Below are 18,467 nucleotides of genomic sequence, written 5' to 3' on the forward strand. Positions count from 1 at the left end.
GTTACATTAATATTAATCTTTTTAGACGTTGGTGCTACTACTGTTACATTTGCACCTATCGGTCTCACCTCTTCTATATGTGAAGCGACTTTATCGATTAAACTTCTATCAGCTGGAAGCTTATCTGCGTTCGTGATAAGTACCTTTACTGTACCTGGACCATTCCATAAGGGGAATATTTTGGCATCCCCCACACCCTCAACCTCTGTGGCCCATATTTTATAATGATGGACATTTCCAGAGGTAGCTGGTCTTTGAACACTCTCATAGAACCTATTTCTTAGTGATTCGTCAGTTTCTATGTCTTGTCCACTTTCTACAACATCTATCAATATAGCATTAGCATCACTCGCTCCATCTAGACTCTCCATTTTGCCACTGTATCTATTCCCAATACTCCCTACTTGTTCACACCTTGCTAGATAATTACCATCGCTCATAGGTTCTATAATAATGTATGTTGTTTCATCCACACTCCACCTACTCCCAATTTCTAAAGCTTGATCACAAGATATTTTTCTTAGAGCAAAAGTAGCCTGCCTACGTGTTAATCCATAACCTGAAACAATCCTATCTAAGTAAGTACCTACTGCCGTATCAGGCATAGATAAATCTAACAAATTAGATACTTCTAAATACATTTGAGCTAATTCTAATACTGCTGGAGATAAAGCATCATAAATAATAGAGCCTTCCCCTCTATACATCTCACTAGGAACCTTGTTTAAACAACCTTCTAAAATTTCTTCATAGGTTGGTATAGGATTCATTAATACTCACCTCCCCAAATTGCGTATGAACGGTAAAGTCACAAAATAACTCCTTTCCTTCAAATCTGCAGGAAAAATTATCAATACTTAAAATATATGGGTTAACCGATAAACATTCTTCTATAAATCGTTTTATTTCAGCACTTATAAAATCATGATTATAGTTTTTACCAATTAACTCCTCAATTTCATGCCCATAATCCCATGAATAAATGATATACTTATATCTTGTAGTTAAGAGTGCCTTATGTACCCAAATCCTTATAGCGTCTTTACCTTTGACAAGTCGACCAGTCAATTTACCCGTTTCAAAATCTATTTCATATTCAACAGGTATTACACTTGTTTTTACCTGATCCTCTTCAACCTCCTGATTTATAAAAGGAAATAGACTCATACTAGGCTCACCACCTTACACACAACAATATAAAGTTGCTCTCCATCCATGGGCATTAAAGCAAGTAAGTCACCTTTCTTTAAATAGGGCTTAAATTCAACTTCTGACTCGCCACTTAATGTGTATGGACCAGTTGATTCACAAGAGCCATTGAAAGTTGCTTGATTATTAATAGAATGATTATGGCTTGCAAAGGAATCCTCTCCTGAACCACCAGATGTATTTTGTGTACTTGATGTTAAATTGCCCTGTATACTTGATTCACCATTATTACTCATTGTCCCTTGAGATGTAACTTGTAGGCTTCTTTTATAACCCTCTACTAAGTAATCAGCTATTAAGAAGTCGTCAGCAGCAAGTGGTAATTCATCAACTTTTATTTCTAAGGGAGTCTCTGAGACCACTTTACCCAAACAAAAAGAAGGTGGATTTGATTTCGCACCTTCTTTCTGCATCATCATTAGTATTTCTACATACGGATCCTTCTTCATATATCCACCTCCTACTTCTCATCCATGATGTTTTTAAAGTTTAAATTAAGCTTCATAATATGTTGTCCATTTGACCATGTATGCGTGTCACTATCAATATAAAAAACGCCTGTCAGTCCACTCGCACTATCTTTAAGCTGCACACCATTGCCTGTAACACAATCAACATATCCTAGTGCCGTTACATGAACAGTCTTTTGAACATCTACAAGCATTGATTGGGCTACTGTGTTAGCAGACTTATCTTTTTCTTTCGTATAAATATTTTGCAGTACTCCATACTTTTTAATCCATTCAGCATTTTCTACCATGCCGATTGCATTACCTTTTCCATCGTAAATACGAACTCGATTGACCATATTTTCAATGCTTTCTGTGTAGCCACTGTCCATAATATTACTTTCATCAGATAACATAAAAGTACTCATGACAGAACCTATTTCAATAACATCAAGCTTACCATCCCTTATTTTGGCCATGTACTTTTTATTGTTCTGCTTACTTGCTCCTGTGTAGGCACTCATAAAAATATCATAAATATATTTGTTATTTGCCTTGATATCTTGCTTAATGCCAGTCTTAGCAATATTACCTATAGGTATTGAGAAGTCATTACATATGGTTCTAGTCATTTCCTCGGCCGTTTTCTTTTTAAAGTTATAGACACCTCTATTTTTTATGGCATAAATCAAATGGTCATAAGCCACAACATTGACTGTACTATTCTGACCGGATTTACTATTCAAAAAGACAAATCCTTTAAATAACAATTTCCCATCATCATTAAAAAGCTTTAACATACTGCCATTTTTAATATAAATGTCTGGTATATTTTTATCGAGCACACTATTAATAAGGTCTAATTCTAATCTTCTAGCAACCTGACTTTTACCACCAGCCCATGTTATTTTACTTATGTAATGCGTAATGTCACTGTATAATCCTTCTTGATGTAAATAGACTTTTGGCATTAAATTAACACCACCGTTCCCTTAACTAAATCCATGCCCTTATACTGATCTCTTTTATTTGTTTTAGCTATGGCCTTAGCATTACTCATGCTTCCTGTCGTTTTCTTTGCTACAGTATACATATTGTCACCTTTTTGCGCCTTGTACTTAGAAGGTATAGGTTTTGCTTCCCTCTTTGTAGCTGGAACAGTAACTTGAGTACCATTAGGTGTTGTAACCTTTGTAGGCTTAACTTGCTTCGTAAAAACATATTCTCTAAGTTCTAAGGTGAAATAAACATCTCTTGTACCATCTTGCTCTGAAAATATAAAGTTCTCAATAGTCATAGCGTAATTAATAGATGTGCCTGTAATAATTAAACGAATAGGCCTACCTGAGTCCCTCCATTTCTGAATCATCTTTACACATTCATAAGGTTTAGGAAACCCTGTATACTTACAAAAATAGTATTCCTGTGCTGGGAAAAAACTTGATAGAGAAATAGATGCAAGACCTTTCTTACCTATCAGATTGATTTCTCCAAGTGCGTTTATATTGATAACTGTATTATTGTTCCTTTGTGACAGTTCAAAATCAGAAGGTGTAACAGGCAATCGAAGTTGTTCCTCATTATTGTTATAGGATAAATAAAAATCCATAGATACCTCCTATCCTAAAGATGTATTCATTGCACGTTTTTCTAGGTTTAAATAGAGTTGATAAGCTACCTTTTCAATATCCGCTTCTTCACGTATAACCATAGAAGCTATGTTAATGTTAACTCCACCTGAAGAAAGGGCTCGGTCTCGCTTATCTGCTTCTACTTTTGTAAGGATTTTCTCGCCCTCATGCAAAACCGCTTCATAGCCATCATATGGAACCCTATCTAGTCCTGTAGCATGAAACCCTTTTTGTTTAGATAAGCTTGTAACAGGGTTATCTATAGGGACATTAAATCCTTTATCTTTTGCAAGATTATTAATCTCTTGTGGACTAAGAGCACCACTTGCTCGCAAATCAGCAATTACACCTGCATAACCTTTACTAAACTGATTAGCCATTTGTTTACCAAACTCAACATACTGACTATTTAAAGCAACATCAGCTTGAATGCTTTGTACTAAGCTCATTTGAGACTCTTGCAAAAGTTTTACCCCTTCACTATTTTGGTACTCAATCTCTGCCTTTGCTCGAGCTTCTGCGAGAATTCTTCCCATTTCAGCTCCATCATCTTCACGCTTAGCCATTTTGTACTCTTCTGTTTCCATAGCACTCGACATAGCATCAAGAATAGACTGTTGATACTTATTTTCTAAGTCTGCTTTAAACTCACCTATAAGGCTGTTAGCTTCTCTCATTTTATCGCCAAGTTTACCACTAAGTTGCTCTATTTCTTTCTCCATACCCTCTTGGCGTTTAGCGTTATAACCTTCACCATATCCTAATGTTATTTCAGCTTGCAAATCATTAAGCATTGCCATCTTACCAGCGTATGTGTCCATTTGTGCATTCATAGCACCATAAAACCTACCACCTTCAGTAGTAGCAATTTGAAAAGCCCTTGTAACATCCTCTGCACTAATAAGTCCATTACTCATATCTTCTCTAAGTTCTGCAAGTGTTCGGCCTTGCTCTTCGGCTAATATAGATAATGGGTTGAACCCTGCTGCTGTATATTGCAATAGGTCTTGGCCGGTAAGTTTCCCTGCTGATTGAGTTTGAGCATAAGCATAGGTTAAGTTGTTAAACTTATTCTGATCACCCATGGCTACTTCACCAAGCATCCTCATGTCATCCATAACATTTTCAGCTTTTATGCCGTAGGCTAACATTTGTTTAGCCGCATTAACCATACTCGTTCCTTCATATGGAGTTTCTATTCCAAATGTTTTAATTTCCTCAAATAACTTATTCCCTTCTTCTTGACTACCAAGCAAAGTTCCCAATCCCATTACAAGTTGTTCCCTCTCGCTTGCCATTGTACTACCACTTTGTAAGTCTTGCTCTTGCTGTTCGGTCACCTTGCCATAAAGGGATTGCACTTCATTTCTAAACCTATCATCATCACGTTGTTGTTGCTCAGATAAAGCATTGATAGCCCCTGTCAAACCACCGACTGCAGCCCCCACTGCACTACCAATCGGTCCCGCTATAGCACCAATAGCGGCCCCACTTAAAACTCCACCTGCTATAGAACTAATGTTACTACCAACTTCTGAGCCATACATAGAGGTAATATTTTGATTAACGCTACTTGTTAGGGCATCTCCCACCATATTGCCTAGCCCTGCACTAGCTAAATTTTTAAGTGTGGACATTGTGTTTTTCTGGTTTTTTCTCTTATACAAGTCATCCTGAAGTTTCAATTCAGCCTTACTAGCATCATTTGCTACTTTAGTAAGTCTTTTGTATTCTTCCTGAAGACCTATTAATTCCCTCTGTTGCATTTGGTAGGCTATTTTTGCACCTTCAGAACCATTTTTAATCTCGCTATTAAGTTTCTTAAGATTTTGTTGTGCTTCTTTTATATCTAATTTCACTTCTACTTTTTTATCAAATGCTTGGCTTTGTATCTTCCTGTATTCCGTAACATCTCTTGACAGCCCATCAACACTTTTTCTCATTTTTTGAAGACTATGTGTAAGATTATCACTTGCCTTAAATGCAATACTTACGTCTTTTGCCACTTAACCACCTCCTTTTTACAAAAAAGAAAGACACTTGCCTAGCAAGTGCCTAATACATTAATTTATTTTTTCATATGCAGACATATTAAATGGATTAGTAGTAGATAGAAGTGTTTCACCATTTTCATCATGAATTAAAATGGTGTCTATCCAATACTCATATTGGAAAACTGCTTGTGCAATTGTCTCAAGAGTGCTTTTATCATTAATATCACAAGTTAAAACTGCTCTTACAGTATCATCATTAAACATCTTAATTTCTATGATATTTTTATACCAAGGAGCACCCCACTCAGGATCTCCCCATGTCTCTAACATGTAATCAGATACTTTTTTGGTTAATTCCTCATCCCATTTTGTAATATCATCATCGCCAGTAGTTTCATCCTGAATTTGGTTAACGTCCTCTTGAGAGCCTTGATTTTCAAATTGCTCTATTTCATCAGAGTTACCGACAGCCACTTCCTCAGTTTCATTCATTCCACAAGCTACCATTGAAAACATCATAACACTTGCTATTAATAGACAGAATAACTTTTTCATAACCCACCTCTAAATAGTCTTTATTTTATACATAATAATATCATTTAGTGGGACCCATGTCTACTTTCAACTTCGAGTTCATAAAAGCTTCCTAACAGCTTTAATTCACCATAACTCATTTTATAAACTTCGGAAGGCTTTATCCCATGCTTTATCCATGCATAAAACATGATATTAGCTATGAAATCGCCTTCCTTTATGAGTTTTTTACTTCTATCACAGCATCCTTACTATATCCTGATAAAGTATTTATAATCTCATAGAGTTCATAAAGTTCTCCAGGTAAAAATAGCTTATTAAGTAAGTCTGTTGGCGTAACCACCCCAAACTTATCCATTAATTCTTTATTATTAAAACGCTTACCTTCAATTCTGCAAGCTTCTAATACAGCATTTAACTTCATAGCTGTATTAGTCTTACTGATCTCTCCCAGATGAGCCACTTGCTCGTGTGTGAGTGCATAGCAAGTCACTACAAACTTTTCACCTAATACTTTGCTAAGTCTTTTAATCTCATAATTTTTATTATGTTTCGCTTGAAGTTTTTCTACATCTGTTTCAAGTAATAAATCAATAATACTCATAGTATCCCTCCTATAAAAATAAGACTAGGTTTCCCTAGTCTCTATCTTGGTTCAATAATATCTAAATAATCCCAATCTGTAAAAGTAAAGTTCTGAGTAATGGAACCTACTTGTCCACTTGTCCAGTCTGCGAGTGTTAGTGTAGAAAACTGGCAGTTTTTAAGCACTACTCTTTCCGCACCATACGCATCTGGGTCTGCTAATTTACTAATAATAGTAAATGTAGGTGTTTTACCTTTTTTAAGCATATCAGATAACTTAATAGCCATCCTTGAATTAACTTTTGTCATTGTAATTGAGCCATTACCACTCATACCACTAACTTTCTGGTGTTTAGCTAGGTCTCCACACATAGGAACGTCAATAAACTCTAGGGCCATATCAGCTTTTAACCCCGTAGCTTCACGAACCAATTCACCCTCAAGACAAACCTCACCATATGTACCATTTATCGCTCGTTTTGAATCATACATAGCAGCCATACGTTAGCCACCTCCTAAATAAAGAAATTAATTTGAATATCCTCAATGGCATTAAGGATTTTAAAACGTGATTCTAAGAATACGAATGTTTGTGTATTTGCTTCTTTGATTTCTTGCTCTGTCATATCATCAACTGGCTCGTCTTTACCTTTAAGGTAGTTGGTTTGAGATGCCATATCAATGCCAGTATAGATATCTTGATCTAATAACTCATCATTTCTAAGCGATTCTAAGTAAGCTTGGATAGATACGATAAGATTACACTTGTTATCATAGTTGTTGGCAAACTTCCCAATGTAACTATCCTCGCAAGTACGTTTGATGTCTGTATAGATAAGGTCCATAATATCTACAATTTTAATCGATTTATAGTCTTCAGATTTAGTAGCACCTACAGTAGTTAAGCTATTTACCGCTCTTGCTACTTTTACCTTTTCACCATCATGGAAGATAACAAATTCACCTGCATCAATCTTTTTATCTAGCTCTGCCTTAGTAAACTTAGGTACGTCATCCACCTCTGAAAGTTGGTAGTATGTAGCACTTTGCTGAAGTGGCGTTCCTGCAAGTAACCCCGCAATACGTGAGCAATACTGTGCTGTTGTAAAGGTAGTTTCACCTACTACAATATTATCTGTTGTAAAGTTAATAATGCCTTCATGATCTCCCTTAGTATTAGGAAGCACTGCCTTAACCTTAATACCTTTTGTATCTCTAAGGCCTTTTACGAAAGTTGCCATGGCTGTAGCGGCTTCGCTCTCCATATCATGTGGCCCTACTACATAATCAAATTTTTGTGTTTCCAGCACCTTTAACCCGTTTTGTACAGTATCAGATACAATAAGTACTACTGAACGTACTGGCCTTACCCCACCTAAAAAGCACCTTTCAATATATGCCTTGTTTGCAGGAGTAAGGCTAGCTGGAATTTGAGTAACATCCTCGATTTTCGTTACGCCATGCGTTTCATCAACTACAATAATCGCTACAATACCTCGTTCACCACGTTTAATGGCTGTACTAGCTTTTGATTTGAACTCTATTAAAATATTTGGTAGTGGCATTAAATCACCTCTTTCTCATTAATAAAAATTCTTTCAATCATTTCTCTTGCTTGTTCTTCATCAAATTTAGTGTCTACTAATCCGTCTTTGAAATTAAATTGCATATTTAAAGCAAGTTGATCGTCTGCATCATTAAAACTGTAAGAAAACTTTAAATTCCTATCTTTAACTTGCAAATGAAACGTGCTTAAAAATTGCTTAAGTTGGTGCATAACCTTTAGTTTTTCTTCTAGATCAGTTTTACTGTACTTATCATTAGTGCCAAAGTAGATAATTTGAATGTCTAAGACAGTATCTTTTACAAATTTGCTACATCTTGTGTCTTTATTAAAGACTAATAAATATAAAAAAGAAGGCGTTTTAAAGCCCTCCGTTAAGTTGCCTATATAATGCTTACTGTCTGGCACGCATTTTCTTATTTCACCTATTAGTGAGTAGAAAATGTCTAAAATATTAACCATTAAAATCACCTACTAACTCATCAAGCATCTTTTCACAATCTTGTTCAAGTTCATTTGCTAATTCATTTAAAGCATTACGATACATATGCTTGCCTGACACCCATCCTACTACCTTCCCATTACGTACAATTTTATGTCCATTCTCTATAAGATGAGTATGTGGTGCAATTTTATAATCTGGTCTTACTGCACTATATCCACCTCTAGAACCTACTGCCTTTTTAACACCTTTTCTAAGATTGCCTGTCTTTTCATCAACTTGACTTATGTTTGATAAAACCTTTTGATACATCTTCTCCCCACATTCTTCAACTAACCTTCTTCTAGCCTGTGGAAATTGCTTAATCATTTTTTCAAACGCTCTATCTAAGTCTTTTAAATCCATTAAGCAATCACCTCTATAGCCTTAATTTTAAGCATTTCATTATTATATTGCACATTATCGATTGAAGTGATATTGAATAACCTATTGCCTTGTTTTAACCTGTAGCCATTGACACTTAAATCCTTACAGGCGTTGTACCTAATAACAAACTCTATAGTATTTTCAGCACTATATTGTTTAGCTTCCCAATACTCTTTCCCATAAAGATTATTCATGCTGCACCAAACTGTTTTTAAGTCAACCCAACCTTCTCGGCTTATACCATGATCATCTTCATACTCTGCATAACGTTGTATGGTAACTCTGTGATTTAATCTTGATACCCTCATTTGGTATTCACCACCGTATACTCATCTGATAGTGATAAGTGAGATTTTAAACTTTCATAACTTCTGATATATTTTTCATGATCAGGATTAGTCACATCAAAATTTGCTCTTCCATACGTCTTGATAGCTTGAATTATAAGTGGATCCTCGTCACTTATATTGATTACGCCACAAAGCATTAAATCAGCTTTACAAGCTTCAATTAGATCAAGTACCTCATCATCTAATTCATCATCATCCAATCTAAGAGCTCTTTTAACTTTTTCTAACATAACCTACTCCTAACAAAAAAGAAGGCACTAGTTCGTGCCTTCTTTTAATACTTTAATTAATTCAGCTTTTTTAAGGGTGCTATACCCATCTATGCCACTTTCTTTGCATAGGACCTTAAGTTCTTCTACTGTCATTTCTTCATACGTAGTACCATCAAGGTTCATTTCTGAAGATACTACGCTTGTTTTTTTACACGAATAAATCCATTCCAAGCAACTACATTTCCACCACACATTCTATTGCCTTTGAATGCTATTTGGCCAGATTTAAATTTGTAGTCTGTAGATTTTCTAACTTCTGTATCTGAGAATGTTACAAGTTCATAATTTTGAATATGTCCATATGCCATACAGTATTCTCCACCAGAAGTTCCTGGTGCCGATACTGGTTTACAAGCTGAATTAAGTACAAATGGGATGCCATCGATTGTACCTACATTACCATAATGTTTAATGTCATGAACTTTTTTACCATCGCTTGATCTAAGTGTAGCAAATGCTTTAAGGTCTAATTTGTTAAGGATTAACCAAGCTTGACCTTCGACATTCTCAGTACCACCATAGCTATAGATGATATCATCAAGAGTTGTATTTGTAATAGCTGCAATTTCAATATCCTTACTTGCCTCAATTGCTGTTGCTTGGTCAGAGAAAATACCTACTACTTGCCCTGTTGAACCAGTACCTACCATAATTTGCTTGGCAAGTTTAGCTTTAAGTGCTGTTTCAACACCATTTTCAATTTTTGATACATAATCCGCTGATGGAAGTTTTTCAACCTCTTCATTTACTTCTGTATAGTTAGTAATTTTTGTCTTATTCATAAGTGCATATCCAAATTGTGTATCCCCATTTGAATAATCCGCACCCTCATTTGCATAATCACCTTCTGGATATGATTTTACATACGCTTGCTCGTAAGAATCTCCCCCAATAAGAGGTGTTATTTTAACAAGATCTACAATACTTGAAACCTGATTAAATGTTTCATTGATTGTGCCACTACTATGTGTTGGAATTACAAGACCTGTGGTAGCAATAGCTCTACCTTCTTTAAGAGACTTTGCACGTTCTTCGATTTCAATAGTTTGTTCTCTATGCTCATCTCCAGTTTCTACTGTAGTAACAGGAACCTTTCCAGCTGCTACCAGTTTTGCTTTCGCTCTTTTTTCGATGAGTTCAATCTTTCCACGGATTTCAGCTTCTTGATCATCTAAACCTCTAAGCTCTTCTTCTATTGCTTTTAAATCTACTTTCCCATCTCCTGTAAGCTCAGTGTCAATAGCACTTCTTCTTTCTTCAATTGTTGTTAATTGTCCATTTAAAGCTTTTAATTGTTCTTCAAACATACTACATACCTCTTTTCATCTTATTTTTATTTTTTAAAATTAATCTTTGTCTTAGTTCTTTTTCTTGCTCAGATTCTTTAAAAGTGTCTTTACTTCTACAGGATATTTCACTATCTCCATAGGCCGGGAATGTACATGGGCTCACTTCAAATAATTCAGCCTTAACAATGCTTCTCTTGAGCATTTCTTTGCCTTCGTATGTAATCCTACTCCAAACATCTTCGAGCGCTCTGAAGCCAAATGACGAACCGTCAACATCACCTCTCTGAACACTCTCATAGGCATCGTTACCCCATGAGTTATTTGGAACATCAACATCATAGTTTAATCCCATTACATCCGGGTTAAATCTGAGTGTATTAGCCTTACAACTCCCTAAAGGCTTGGAGGTATCATGATTCCATAGAGCCTTTTGACTTCTAGTAGCTATACTCTCGTCAAATGCTCCTGTTGAAAATTCTTCTAACCATTGATCTCCCCATCTATCAGTTATAACTGTTGGTGAATTGTACATTACAGCATATCCCCCGATAGTTCTTCTCTCCCCTTCAGTTGCTGCTCTTATCTCAGCTTCAGAAGGTGAATAGCGTTTTTCTACTGCATTACTCATCTTCTTCCTCCTCATCCTTCTTCTTTTTCTTTCCTACTTGATATTGATCAGCTAAATCTGCTGCAACCATATTAAGTGTTTGCACTCTTCGTTTTCCTTCTTCACCACCTATTTGTGGCATATTGAAAATATCTAATATTTGATCTAAAGAAGCCCCACCTATATTCGTAAGTAACGTTGCAACTCTAATCTTGCTTCCAGTACTTGCATACTGCAATCTGTTACTCTCTAAAAATATTTCATTACCATGACCCAACTCATTATCACTAAAGATAACACTTGTTAATACCTGGCTTGCTTGAATTGCAAAAGGTTCACATGTTGTTTCATAATAGGCATTCCATTCATCTTCATCAAAACGCCCCTGTATAATTTTTTTGTTTGTACCTAGATAAGAATATATCCTATCCTCTGACCACTCACTCTGAGCTTTATTAGGCACATATGGTTTAATATTTAATTCTTGGAACTCAGTAGTGTTGTCTAAACCTGCAATACCTGTACCTTTTTTAGCATTAAGGTAAGTTTCTTCAAAAGATTCAACTTTTTTATCAATATCGATTTGTTTTAAGTTCCCATTAAACTTCAAATAGCCGAGTAACCCTGCTGACTTCTTGATTGCACTAACAGTTCCTTGGTCTGTAGTATTAATAACCTCCATAGTAGGCTTAAGCGAACGATCTGCATCTCCAAAAAAATCATTCTCATTGAAGTATCTTCTAATGACAATTAAATCCTCAAATGGCACTGTCGCATAACATCCGGTTTTAAACTGGAATTTTGCATAAACGTTGTGGCTACTATCCTCGACTAAATCAATCCGACTAGGGTTAATCGGATACATTTTATAATTTTCCCTATCGTAATAGATGACTCCATTGTTATATATAAAATAATGGGTTGCTACTTTCTCCAGGAAACTATAAATAGTCATAAATTCATTTGGTTGAACTAGCATTCTTGCTATTCTTACATTGGGTGAATTTACAGTTACATCACCACTTCTCCTAACATGAACAGGACGAAGCTTAGCAATGTTTCTTGCATTACAACCTACGGCACTCTTTGAAATATCATTATCAAATAAATTACCGTTGAAAGGTGTAAAGTTAATTTGATTATTATTAAGTCCTTTTACATATGTATAATGCTGAGTAGGGCTTCTAGTACTGGCATTAAAGATTCTCTCTAACAGTCCCATATTCTAACCTCCAAATCCTATTGAAATAGTTTAATGCCTTATTTCAGGGCATATAAAAAGCACTAAGCATCAACACTACTTCACGTTCACTTATACGCTTTTCATGTTATAAATTTACTTAGTGCTAATTATTTTTTTTAAGTGCTTGAATTCTTCTGTATCCACTATGTTCTTACCATCATAATTTCTCCTAAAAGTAGACTTTTCAAGGTAATCTATAAAGTTCTTTACGCTTTCATCTAGCTTTGTCGTACTGAGTAGTTCTTCATGAGGTTTTAATAACACTACATTTCCCCCATATTCTTTAATTAACTCCCTTCTTCTCATTTTATGCACTTCATCTTTTGAATATAGGTTGTTTTTTACTATAAGTGTTGGTAGTGTAGTATCTATTAATAATGAGTCAACTGCATCTAACGCTTTTTCGAAAGTATCAAATTGTACTTTATAAGGTTTTCTAACTGGTGGATTATCACCTGACCTAGTAATTCTCCTAAACATCTCAACCACTCTCCTTTAAATCATATTTTGGTAATCATCCCATCTTTCTTTCAATCTTACATATCCAATAATAAGTGCTACAGCACCATCTATTTTTTTCTTGTTTTGTATTTTACTATTCTTATCACCATAACCAGGCTTTACAGGTTGTATATTCCCATTGGTATCAGTCTTAACCTCAATATTACTAAGGCACCATTTATCAATAGGATTGTCATTATAGACTACTATATTAGCTTTCAAGTCTTCCTTAAGCTCATGCATCGGTCCACTTAATGTATGTGGTCCTTGTCTTACAGGTTTCCATGTGCTCTTACCAAAATTATTCTGTAGATATTTTTCTTCTGTTTCAGATACATGCCAAGGGTCATATCCGCCATCAAATATATAAATATCAAGCTTATCTTGAACCTCTTGAAACCAGGCGAGTATATCTGCCTTACGAACCTTATAACCCTGGCATGTTCTCATAAATCCTTTATTCACCCAAGTTCTATAAGGTATCTTGTCCTCTTCTGTTCTACTATCAACATAATCTTCTGGTATCCAATACATGGATAATACATAAATATTAGGGTCATTTTCTCTCATACAAAGAATCTTTGCTGCAGCTAAGTCTGTAGTTTCTGCAAAGTCAAAACAACCTATTCCATAGTTAAATCCCATTGACTTAAACGCCTTTTCGAATGTGCCATAGCAAAACTCATCTCCTTGTGGTCTTTCATTTAGTCCTATTAGTTCTAGATTTTCTAAGTCTTCCCATAGCAACCACCTTGTTGTAGCATTTTCCTTCATGTTAAAATCTTTTACCATTACAGTTGCTCTGAACTCTAAATCTTTCTTGGCCTTCCTCACATATCCTCTTAAAGTTTCTATCTTTTTAATAGGACCAAGTCCAGGATTAGCCTTTATCCAACACGATTCATCTTCCCATTCATTTCTATCATCTAACTCATAGATAAATGGCAAAAACTCGAAATCTATAATGCCTTGAAACAACACATCACCTGTTCGTTCTTGCTGCTTTACCATTTCTATTACTTTTTCATGTCCATATTTCTTAGACTTTTTCAAGAAATCTTCCATGAAGTCAATCACTTGTGAAGCATATTCATATTGAGCATCAAATATATTGTCTCTTACAAAGTTATTTGTTGAAATGCTACTTACTAAAGGTTGATCTCTGGATGAAGTAGACTGCTTCATATCATCATAAATTGAACGCTTCTTTATAGCCGCCAATTCATCGATAACTACAAAGTGAGCATTGAATGAATCCAAATCTTTACTGCCTAATGCTCTCATAAATGAGAATGTAGAAGGGTATTCTATTTGTGCTTTTCCATTAACTACATACTTCTTTAGGTCATCATCTAGTGATACCATTTTTGAAAACTCATTGTAAGTTTTTAAAGCCTGGTCCTTTTTAGTAGCTACGGCATAGCATTCGGCAGAACCTTCTCCATCTCCAATCAACATAAACCCACTATCACAAGCGTTCTCTGTTGTTTTTCCATTCTTACGACCTTCTACAAGCATTGTTTCTGTATACTGTCTTAATCCAGTATCTTTATGTACAAAACCAAATGTAGCCTGTCTACGTGCTTTCTGAAACAACTCTAATTTAAGAGGTTTACCAAAATTTCTACCTTGAGTATTTCTACAAAAGGTTTCTATAAATTCAATAGGCTTGTTCCCTTTTAATTCATTAAACTCAAACCAAACCATATCATGATGTAAGCAATAAACTAAATACTCATATACTATCTTAACTTTTCTACAAGCATTTATTTCACCGCTTTTAATCTTTTCCCAGTACTGCTCTATATACGTCATTCTCTATACTTCTCGTGAAACATTTGTAGTTTATCTATCGATTTAGCTTCTTCCTCATGGACCACTGGGATAATGTCCACTAGATCTTTTGGTAATAAATCAAATAACGTCTTTGTTGCTGTAGTATATCTATTGACCATAGTGTTATAACTTTTTTGAGCTGGGTTTTCTACAAGCATTTTCTGAGAACCTTGCTCAAACTTAACAATAGGACCTTGCAACTTAATCACTTCTTGTAAATCGGTGAGGGTGACTGACATAAAGGCTATGTTTTCAATCAGTCCCTTAGCAATACTCCTCTTAGATTCGTGTATGTTTTTCAAAATATCGTTAAGTCTAGCTATTTCTTGATTAATACGTTCATCTTGTGATTTTTTAGCTGTAAGACCTGTCACTTTTCTAGCCATGTAATCCCCCCCCTTCACATCTGTAAATATGGTTCCCGTAAAAATAGATGTTTGCCTCTACGGTTACTGCCAGTCACCCCTATAGGTAAGCACCCGGGGGGCTATGCCCTGACTATGTTTCCATCTTCATCAAACACTAAGCCCTCATTCAAGACCTCTTTTTCTTTCTTATTCCATTCATGCTCTTTGTCATGGCATTCTTTGCATAAAGCTTCAAGGTTATCATGGTTTAAAGTAATATTAGGATCATTAATGTTCTTTGGTGTTAAGTACTTTTTATGATGAACTATTAGTGCAGCCTTGCCACACCGTTCACATAGTCCAAACTTAGATTTAAGATAATCCTTTCGGCACTTTCTCCATGCTCCTGACTGATAAAATCCTTTAGCCCATTCTTTCATACTATCAACTCCAATAAAAAAGGAACCCAAAAGGCTCCTCATGTACATTTTATATTAATAAATTTTAAGTAATCTGTTAATAAATAATTAATGTATACATAAACCATAGTTTTTGTTGCATTAATTATAGTTCTTGCAACAAAATGTATACAATAATCCCTAAAGTAAAGTAAAGCAAAGTAAAGTAAAGGAAAGTAAAGGAAAGTAGTAGTATAAAATACTACAACTGCAACTAAATTGCAAGAACTTTTTTTGAAACTTTTTTTGCTAAAATAAACTGTAAAAAAAGAGAGCCTATGCACACTTTAGACTCTCTTTTTTAGTGGTCCTCCAACTGGACAATTTACCATTCTTATGGAAGACGTAACCGTTAAGCTTTCGATATTGATATATTAGCATGATTAAAGTTACTTATGCGTTACCTATTAGTAACCTATTAGTGACCTATATATCACTTAAAAGTTATGCTAACATCCCTATAAGTTTATCCTTTATAATCTTACTTCTCTTTCTCATAAGAGACTTTTCATCCATAGGTATTTGCATTTCTATCTGTTTCCATTCTAAACGCTTTATGTACTTAAGTTTAATAAGTAATGCACTCGTTTCATCTTCTGCAGCAATAGCATCGATAGCATTATCTATTTTTTCAATAAGTAACCTCTTATGATTGATCTTGCGTTTTAATGCATCTATACGAGCCTCTTTAGAAATAACTTCATTTTCTACTGAACTGGACACAGCATTAGTACGTGAAGCTATTTCATCTGATTTTCCTTTAATACCTGTGTACTCATTCTCAATCATTTTTATTTCAATCTCTAAGTTCTTAATCTCAAATGCCAATCTCGGATAAGAATAGAGAATCCCTTCAGCTTTGCTATAAAGATTATCTTTAGGCTCCATATATACTCCTCTCAAGTAATTTTATTTCATTGCTTTCATCACTCTGTTTATAAGCTGTATCCATTCATCTACTTCTTGCTTGCTTTTAAAATCTGGCCAATGTCCTGGAAGCACTCTAACATCCTGTTTCATATATTGCTTAATGAAATATTTCTCTATTTCTTTTATCATGCTGACACCTACTTAAATCAATGTTTATTTAGTCTCTAAGTAATCTATCCAATCAACCATATGTGAAATTTCACTTGTTGTTAGTTTTGTGAAATCTTCAACATCTTGTATGTATTCACACTGTATTCCATACTCTAAAAACTCTCTAAGTGTTACTCCTGCCCCTTCTTCAATTTCTTCATCTAACATATCAACCGTATATTTATCTTTGTTGTCCTTAAAGTACCATGTTTCTTTACATGTATTGTCCATGCTATCATCTCCTAAAAATCATTTTACTGTCCAACATAACTTACACGTTCTTTTTGCCTGAATACGGCATCAATAAGGTCCTTAACTGCCATCATTCTAAACTTGTATCCGCCTATTCTAATATCACCCATAATGTGCCATGATTCTGTCCTATGACTATATGTGACATATGTCTTTTGATGCCCCTTGATAAATTTTGTGATTTCAAAGTACACTTTCTCACACTCCTAAAAAGTACTTTTATTTATCATCTTTACCTTTTGTGCTAAACTCAACCTCTAAATCGAAATTGTTTAACTTATGCATCACTTGATTGAGCTCTCGTGATAACCTATTGGCTTCATCAACTAGGTTTTTAAATCCTTGAATATTAGTAACTTGTAAATAAAATTTATTTCCTATAATATCTGGTTTCATTTTTGCTCCTCCAAAATCAAATTTTTTTACATACTACTTAACCTCTGCCATAATCTCCTTGCATCTGGAAATAGCCTCTACTCTTTTAAGCCTCTTTTCTCTCTCTTCCTGTGTAGTTGCCCTTTCAAGTTTTTCTAAGTTAGCCTCTTCATAAAACCTCATAGCTCTTTTTAATCTGCTGTACTCGTTCATATGTACTCCTCCTAAAGTAGTTTTTTATTTAATAATCTTATCTAAAATAGTTTTAGGAACTCTGTATTTCTTGTTTAAGTAGTCGCAGTATTTTTGGCAATCCTCTTTGTTTTTAAAACCTGTGCTATACTCCATTTGATATTCATTTAGCTTACTCAAGTCACCCATATCATCTATATTTTCGATTAGCTTATCAACTTCAAATTTACAGTATCCCTCATCATAGTCTCTTGACTCATATTTTACGTTGAAAGCAAACTTACTTTTATCTCGATCTTTAAATATGTTGACAGTCTTTACTATCTTTGGTTTAGGGCTATAAACTCTATAAGACTTATTGCATGAGCACTCTTCGTAAACATCTTTACCTGAAGGACTCTTGTAGTATATCCTTCTGTTTGTGTCACACTTATCGCATTTATCTTTTTTTACATACTCATAGTCCACACTATATACTTCCATCTGTTCTTCTAGCGGCTTCAAAAGTTCAGAAAATACCTTTCTCAGTGCAGTTCGTTCAAACTGTGCCTCTCTATTAGCCAAGTCCCTCTCGCGACTATCTAGCTTTGCAATTTGTTGTCTTAACTCTTGATTTTCTTGTCTAAGTTTGAAATTATAATCCATAGTAGATTTTATTTGATCTTTAATTTCTTTCTTTAAACATTCTTCTAATTCCTTTTTAGCCCTATTGAATATTTCATCTGCCATAGTAGGCTCATAATAAAATTCGTCATTATCGTAATCATACATCGCGCCCATCCTTTTCACTCCTCCCAAAATCAATTTTTATTTACTCTCTAAAGCTTTTCT

Annotated in this window: 29 protein-coding genes; all 29 read right to left on the bottom strand. The window is 34.8% G+C overall.

The features are described 5' to 3' along the window. A partial coding sequence (locus tag H8718_RS10270) for a baseplate J/gp47 family protein (RefSeq protein WP_249332803.1) occupies positions 1–770 on the bottom strand: 770 nt, incomplete at its 3' end. Further along, positions 748–1,167 (bottom strand): DUF2634 domain-containing protein, encoded by a 420-nt coding sequence (locus H8718_RS10275; protein ID WP_249332804.1) that lies wholly within the window; start codon positions 1,165–1,167, stop codon positions 748–750. The genes H8718_RS10270 and H8718_RS10275, both read right to left, overlap by 23 nt. Further along, a complete protein-coding gene (locus tag H8718_RS10280; RefSeq protein WP_249332805.1) occupies positions 1,164–1,658 on the bottom strand; it encodes a DUF2577 domain-containing protein in 495 nt (164 codons plus the stop codon). Before H8718_RS10280 ends, H8718_RS10275 begins: the two co-directional genes overlap by 4 nt. An 11-nt stretch (positions 1,659–1,669) precedes the next feature. Next, positions 1,670–2,629 carry an XkdQ/YqbQ family protein gene (locus tag H8718_RS10285; RefSeq protein ID WP_249332806.1) on the bottom strand — a complete coding sequence of 320 codons (960 nt, stop codon included), beginning with the start codon at positions 2,627–2,629 and terminating at the stop codon, positions 1,670–1,672. Next, positions 2,629–3,267, bottom strand: a complete 639-nt coding sequence (locus tag H8718_RS10290) for a hypothetical protein (protein ID WP_249332807.1) — start codon at positions 3,265–3,267, stop codon at positions 2,629–2,631. The genes H8718_RS10285 and H8718_RS10290 overlap by 1 nt, the downstream gene beginning before the upstream one ends. A 9-nt stretch (positions 3,268–3,276) precedes the next feature. Then, positions 3,277–5,295 carry a tape measure protein gene (locus H8718_RS20825; protein WP_249332808.1) on the bottom strand — a complete coding sequence of 673 codons (2,019 nt, stop codon included), beginning with the start codon at positions 5,293–5,295 and terminating at the stop codon, positions 3,277–3,279. Between the two features lie 57 nt (positions 5,296–5,352). Continuing rightward, positions 5,353–5,838: a hypothetical protein gene (locus H8718_RS10300; protein WP_249332809.1), complete on the bottom strand. Its 486-nt coding sequence runs from the start codon at positions 5,836–5,838 to the stop codon at positions 5,353–5,355. 196 nt (positions 5,839–6,034) lie between these two features. After that, on the bottom strand, positions 6,035–6,421 hold the full coding sequence (locus H8718_RS10305; RefSeq protein WP_249332810.1) for a phage tail assembly chaperone: 387 nt from the start codon (positions 6,419–6,421) through the stop codon (positions 6,035–6,037). A 41-nt stretch (positions 6,422–6,462) separates the two neighbouring features. Next, positions 6,463–6,903: a phage tail tube protein gene (locus H8718_RS10310; protein ID WP_249332811.1), complete on the bottom strand. Its 441-nt coding sequence runs from the start codon at positions 6,901–6,903 to the stop codon at positions 6,463–6,465. 14 nt (positions 6,904–6,917) lie between these two features. Next, entirely contained in the window at positions 6,918–7,967 is a 1,050-nt protein-coding gene (locus tag H8718_RS10315; RefSeq protein WP_249332812.1) for a phage tail sheath subtilisin-like domain-containing protein, read from the bottom strand. Then, positions 7,967–8,428, bottom strand: a complete 462-nt coding sequence (locus H8718_RS10320) for a phage tail terminator family protein (RefSeq protein ID WP_249332813.1) — start codon at positions 8,426–8,428, stop codon at positions 7,967–7,969. Before H8718_RS10320 ends, H8718_RS10315 begins: the two co-directional genes overlap by 1 nt. Continuing rightward, on the bottom strand, positions 8,421–8,813 hold the full coding sequence (locus tag H8718_RS10325) for a hypothetical protein (RefSeq protein ID WP_249332814.1): 393 nt from the start codon (positions 8,811–8,813) through the stop codon (positions 8,421–8,423). Before H8718_RS10325 ends, H8718_RS10320 begins: the two co-directional genes overlap by 8 nt. Then, positions 8,813–9,142 carry a phage head closure protein gene (locus H8718_RS10330; RefSeq protein WP_249332815.1) on the bottom strand — a complete coding sequence of 110 codons (330 nt, stop codon included), beginning with the start codon at positions 9,140–9,142 and terminating at the stop codon, positions 8,813–8,815. The genes H8718_RS10325 and H8718_RS10330 overlap by 1 nt, the downstream gene beginning before the upstream one ends. After that, positions 9,139–9,414 (bottom strand): head-tail connector protein, encoded by a 276-nt coding sequence (locus H8718_RS10335; RefSeq protein WP_249332816.1) that lies wholly within the window; start codon positions 9,412–9,414, stop codon positions 9,139–9,141. The genes H8718_RS10330 and H8718_RS10335 overlap by 4 nt, the downstream gene beginning before the upstream one ends. A gap of 27 nt (positions 9,415–9,441) precedes the next feature. Beyond that, a complete protein-coding gene (locus H8718_RS10340) occupies positions 9,442–9,627 on the bottom strand; it encodes a Rho termination factor N-terminal domain-containing protein (protein ID WP_249332817.1) in 186 nt (61 codons plus the stop codon). After that, entirely contained in the window at positions 9,591–10,763 is a 1,173-nt protein-coding gene (locus H8718_RS10345) for a phage major capsid protein (protein WP_249332818.1), read from the bottom strand. The genes H8718_RS10340 and H8718_RS10345 overlap by 37 nt, the downstream gene beginning before the upstream one ends. 1 nt (position 10,764) lies before the next feature. Continuing rightward, a complete protein-coding gene (locus H8718_RS10350) occupies positions 10,765–11,373 on the bottom strand; it encodes an HK97 family phage prohead protease (protein WP_249332819.1) in 609 nt (202 codons plus the stop codon). Beyond that, positions 11,366–12,574: a phage portal protein gene (locus H8718_RS10355; RefSeq protein WP_249332820.1), complete on the bottom strand. Its 1,209-nt coding sequence runs from the start codon at positions 12,572–12,574 to the stop codon at positions 11,366–11,368. The genes H8718_RS10350 and H8718_RS10355 overlap by 8 nt, the downstream gene beginning before the upstream one ends. 114 nt (positions 12,575–12,688) lie before the next feature. Further along, on the bottom strand, positions 12,689–13,075 hold the full coding sequence (locus H8718_RS10360) for a hypothetical protein (RefSeq protein ID WP_249332821.1): 387 nt from the start codon (positions 13,073–13,075) through the stop codon (positions 12,689–12,691). A gap of 15 nt (positions 13,076–13,090) precedes the next feature. Next, positions 13,091–14,911, bottom strand: a complete 1,821-nt coding sequence (locus tag H8718_RS10365; protein ID WP_249332822.1) for a terminase large subunit — start codon at positions 14,909–14,911, stop codon at positions 13,091–13,093. Next, positions 14,908–15,318, bottom strand: a complete 411-nt coding sequence (locus H8718_RS10370) for a hypothetical protein (protein WP_249332823.1) — start codon at positions 15,316–15,318, stop codon at positions 14,908–14,910. The genes H8718_RS10365 and H8718_RS10370 overlap by 4 nt, the downstream gene beginning before the upstream one ends. Positions 15,319–15,419: 101 nt before the next feature. Then, on the bottom strand, positions 15,420–15,719 hold the full coding sequence (locus H8718_RS10375; RefSeq protein ID WP_249332824.1) for an HNH endonuclease: 300 nt from the start codon (positions 15,717–15,719) through the stop codon (positions 15,420–15,422). 462 nt (positions 15,720–16,181) lie between these two features. Next, positions 16,182–16,625: a siderophore-interacting protein gene (locus tag H8718_RS10380; protein ID WP_249332825.1), complete on the bottom strand. Its 444-nt coding sequence runs from the start codon at positions 16,623–16,625 to the stop codon at positions 16,182–16,184. 21 nt (positions 16,626–16,646) lie between these two features. Further along, positions 16,647–16,796: a hypothetical protein gene (locus H8718_RS10385; protein WP_249332826.1), complete on the bottom strand. Its 150-nt coding sequence runs from the start codon at positions 16,794–16,796 to the stop codon at positions 16,647–16,649. Positions 16,797–16,820: 24 nt separating this feature from the next. Then, entirely contained in the window at positions 16,821–17,048 is a 228-nt protein-coding gene (locus tag H8718_RS10390) for a hypothetical protein (protein ID WP_249332827.1), read from the bottom strand. Positions 17,049–17,071: 23 nt separating this feature from the next. Continuing rightward, the gene (locus H8718_RS10395; protein ID WP_249332828.1) at positions 17,072–17,263 is read right to left on the bottom strand and encodes a hypothetical protein; all 192 of its coding nucleotides are present in this window, start codon (positions 17,261–17,263) and stop codon (positions 17,072–17,074) included. 25 nt (positions 17,264–17,288) lie between these two features. Next, positions 17,289–17,465, bottom strand: a complete 177-nt coding sequence (locus H8718_RS10400; protein WP_249332829.1) for a hypothetical protein — start codon at positions 17,463–17,465, stop codon at positions 17,289–17,291. A 33-nt stretch (positions 17,466–17,498) separates the two neighbouring features. Next, positions 17,499–17,657: a hypothetical protein gene (locus tag H8718_RS10405; RefSeq protein ID WP_249332830.1), complete on the bottom strand. Its 159-nt coding sequence runs from the start codon at positions 17,655–17,657 to the stop codon at positions 17,499–17,501. A gap of 24 nt (positions 17,658–17,681) precedes the next feature. Continuing rightward, positions 17,682–18,416: a hypothetical protein gene (locus H8718_RS10410; RefSeq protein WP_249332831.1), complete on the bottom strand. Its 735-nt coding sequence runs from the start codon at positions 18,414–18,416 to the stop codon at positions 17,682–17,684. Positions 18,417–18,467: the final 51 nt, after the last annotated feature.

Source organism: Zhenhengia yiwuensis, from assembly GCF_014384995.1.
In the GTDB taxonomy this organism is placed as follows: Bacteria; Bacillota; Clostridia; order Lachnospirales; family Cellulosilyticaceae; genus Zhenhengia; species Zhenhengia yiwuensis.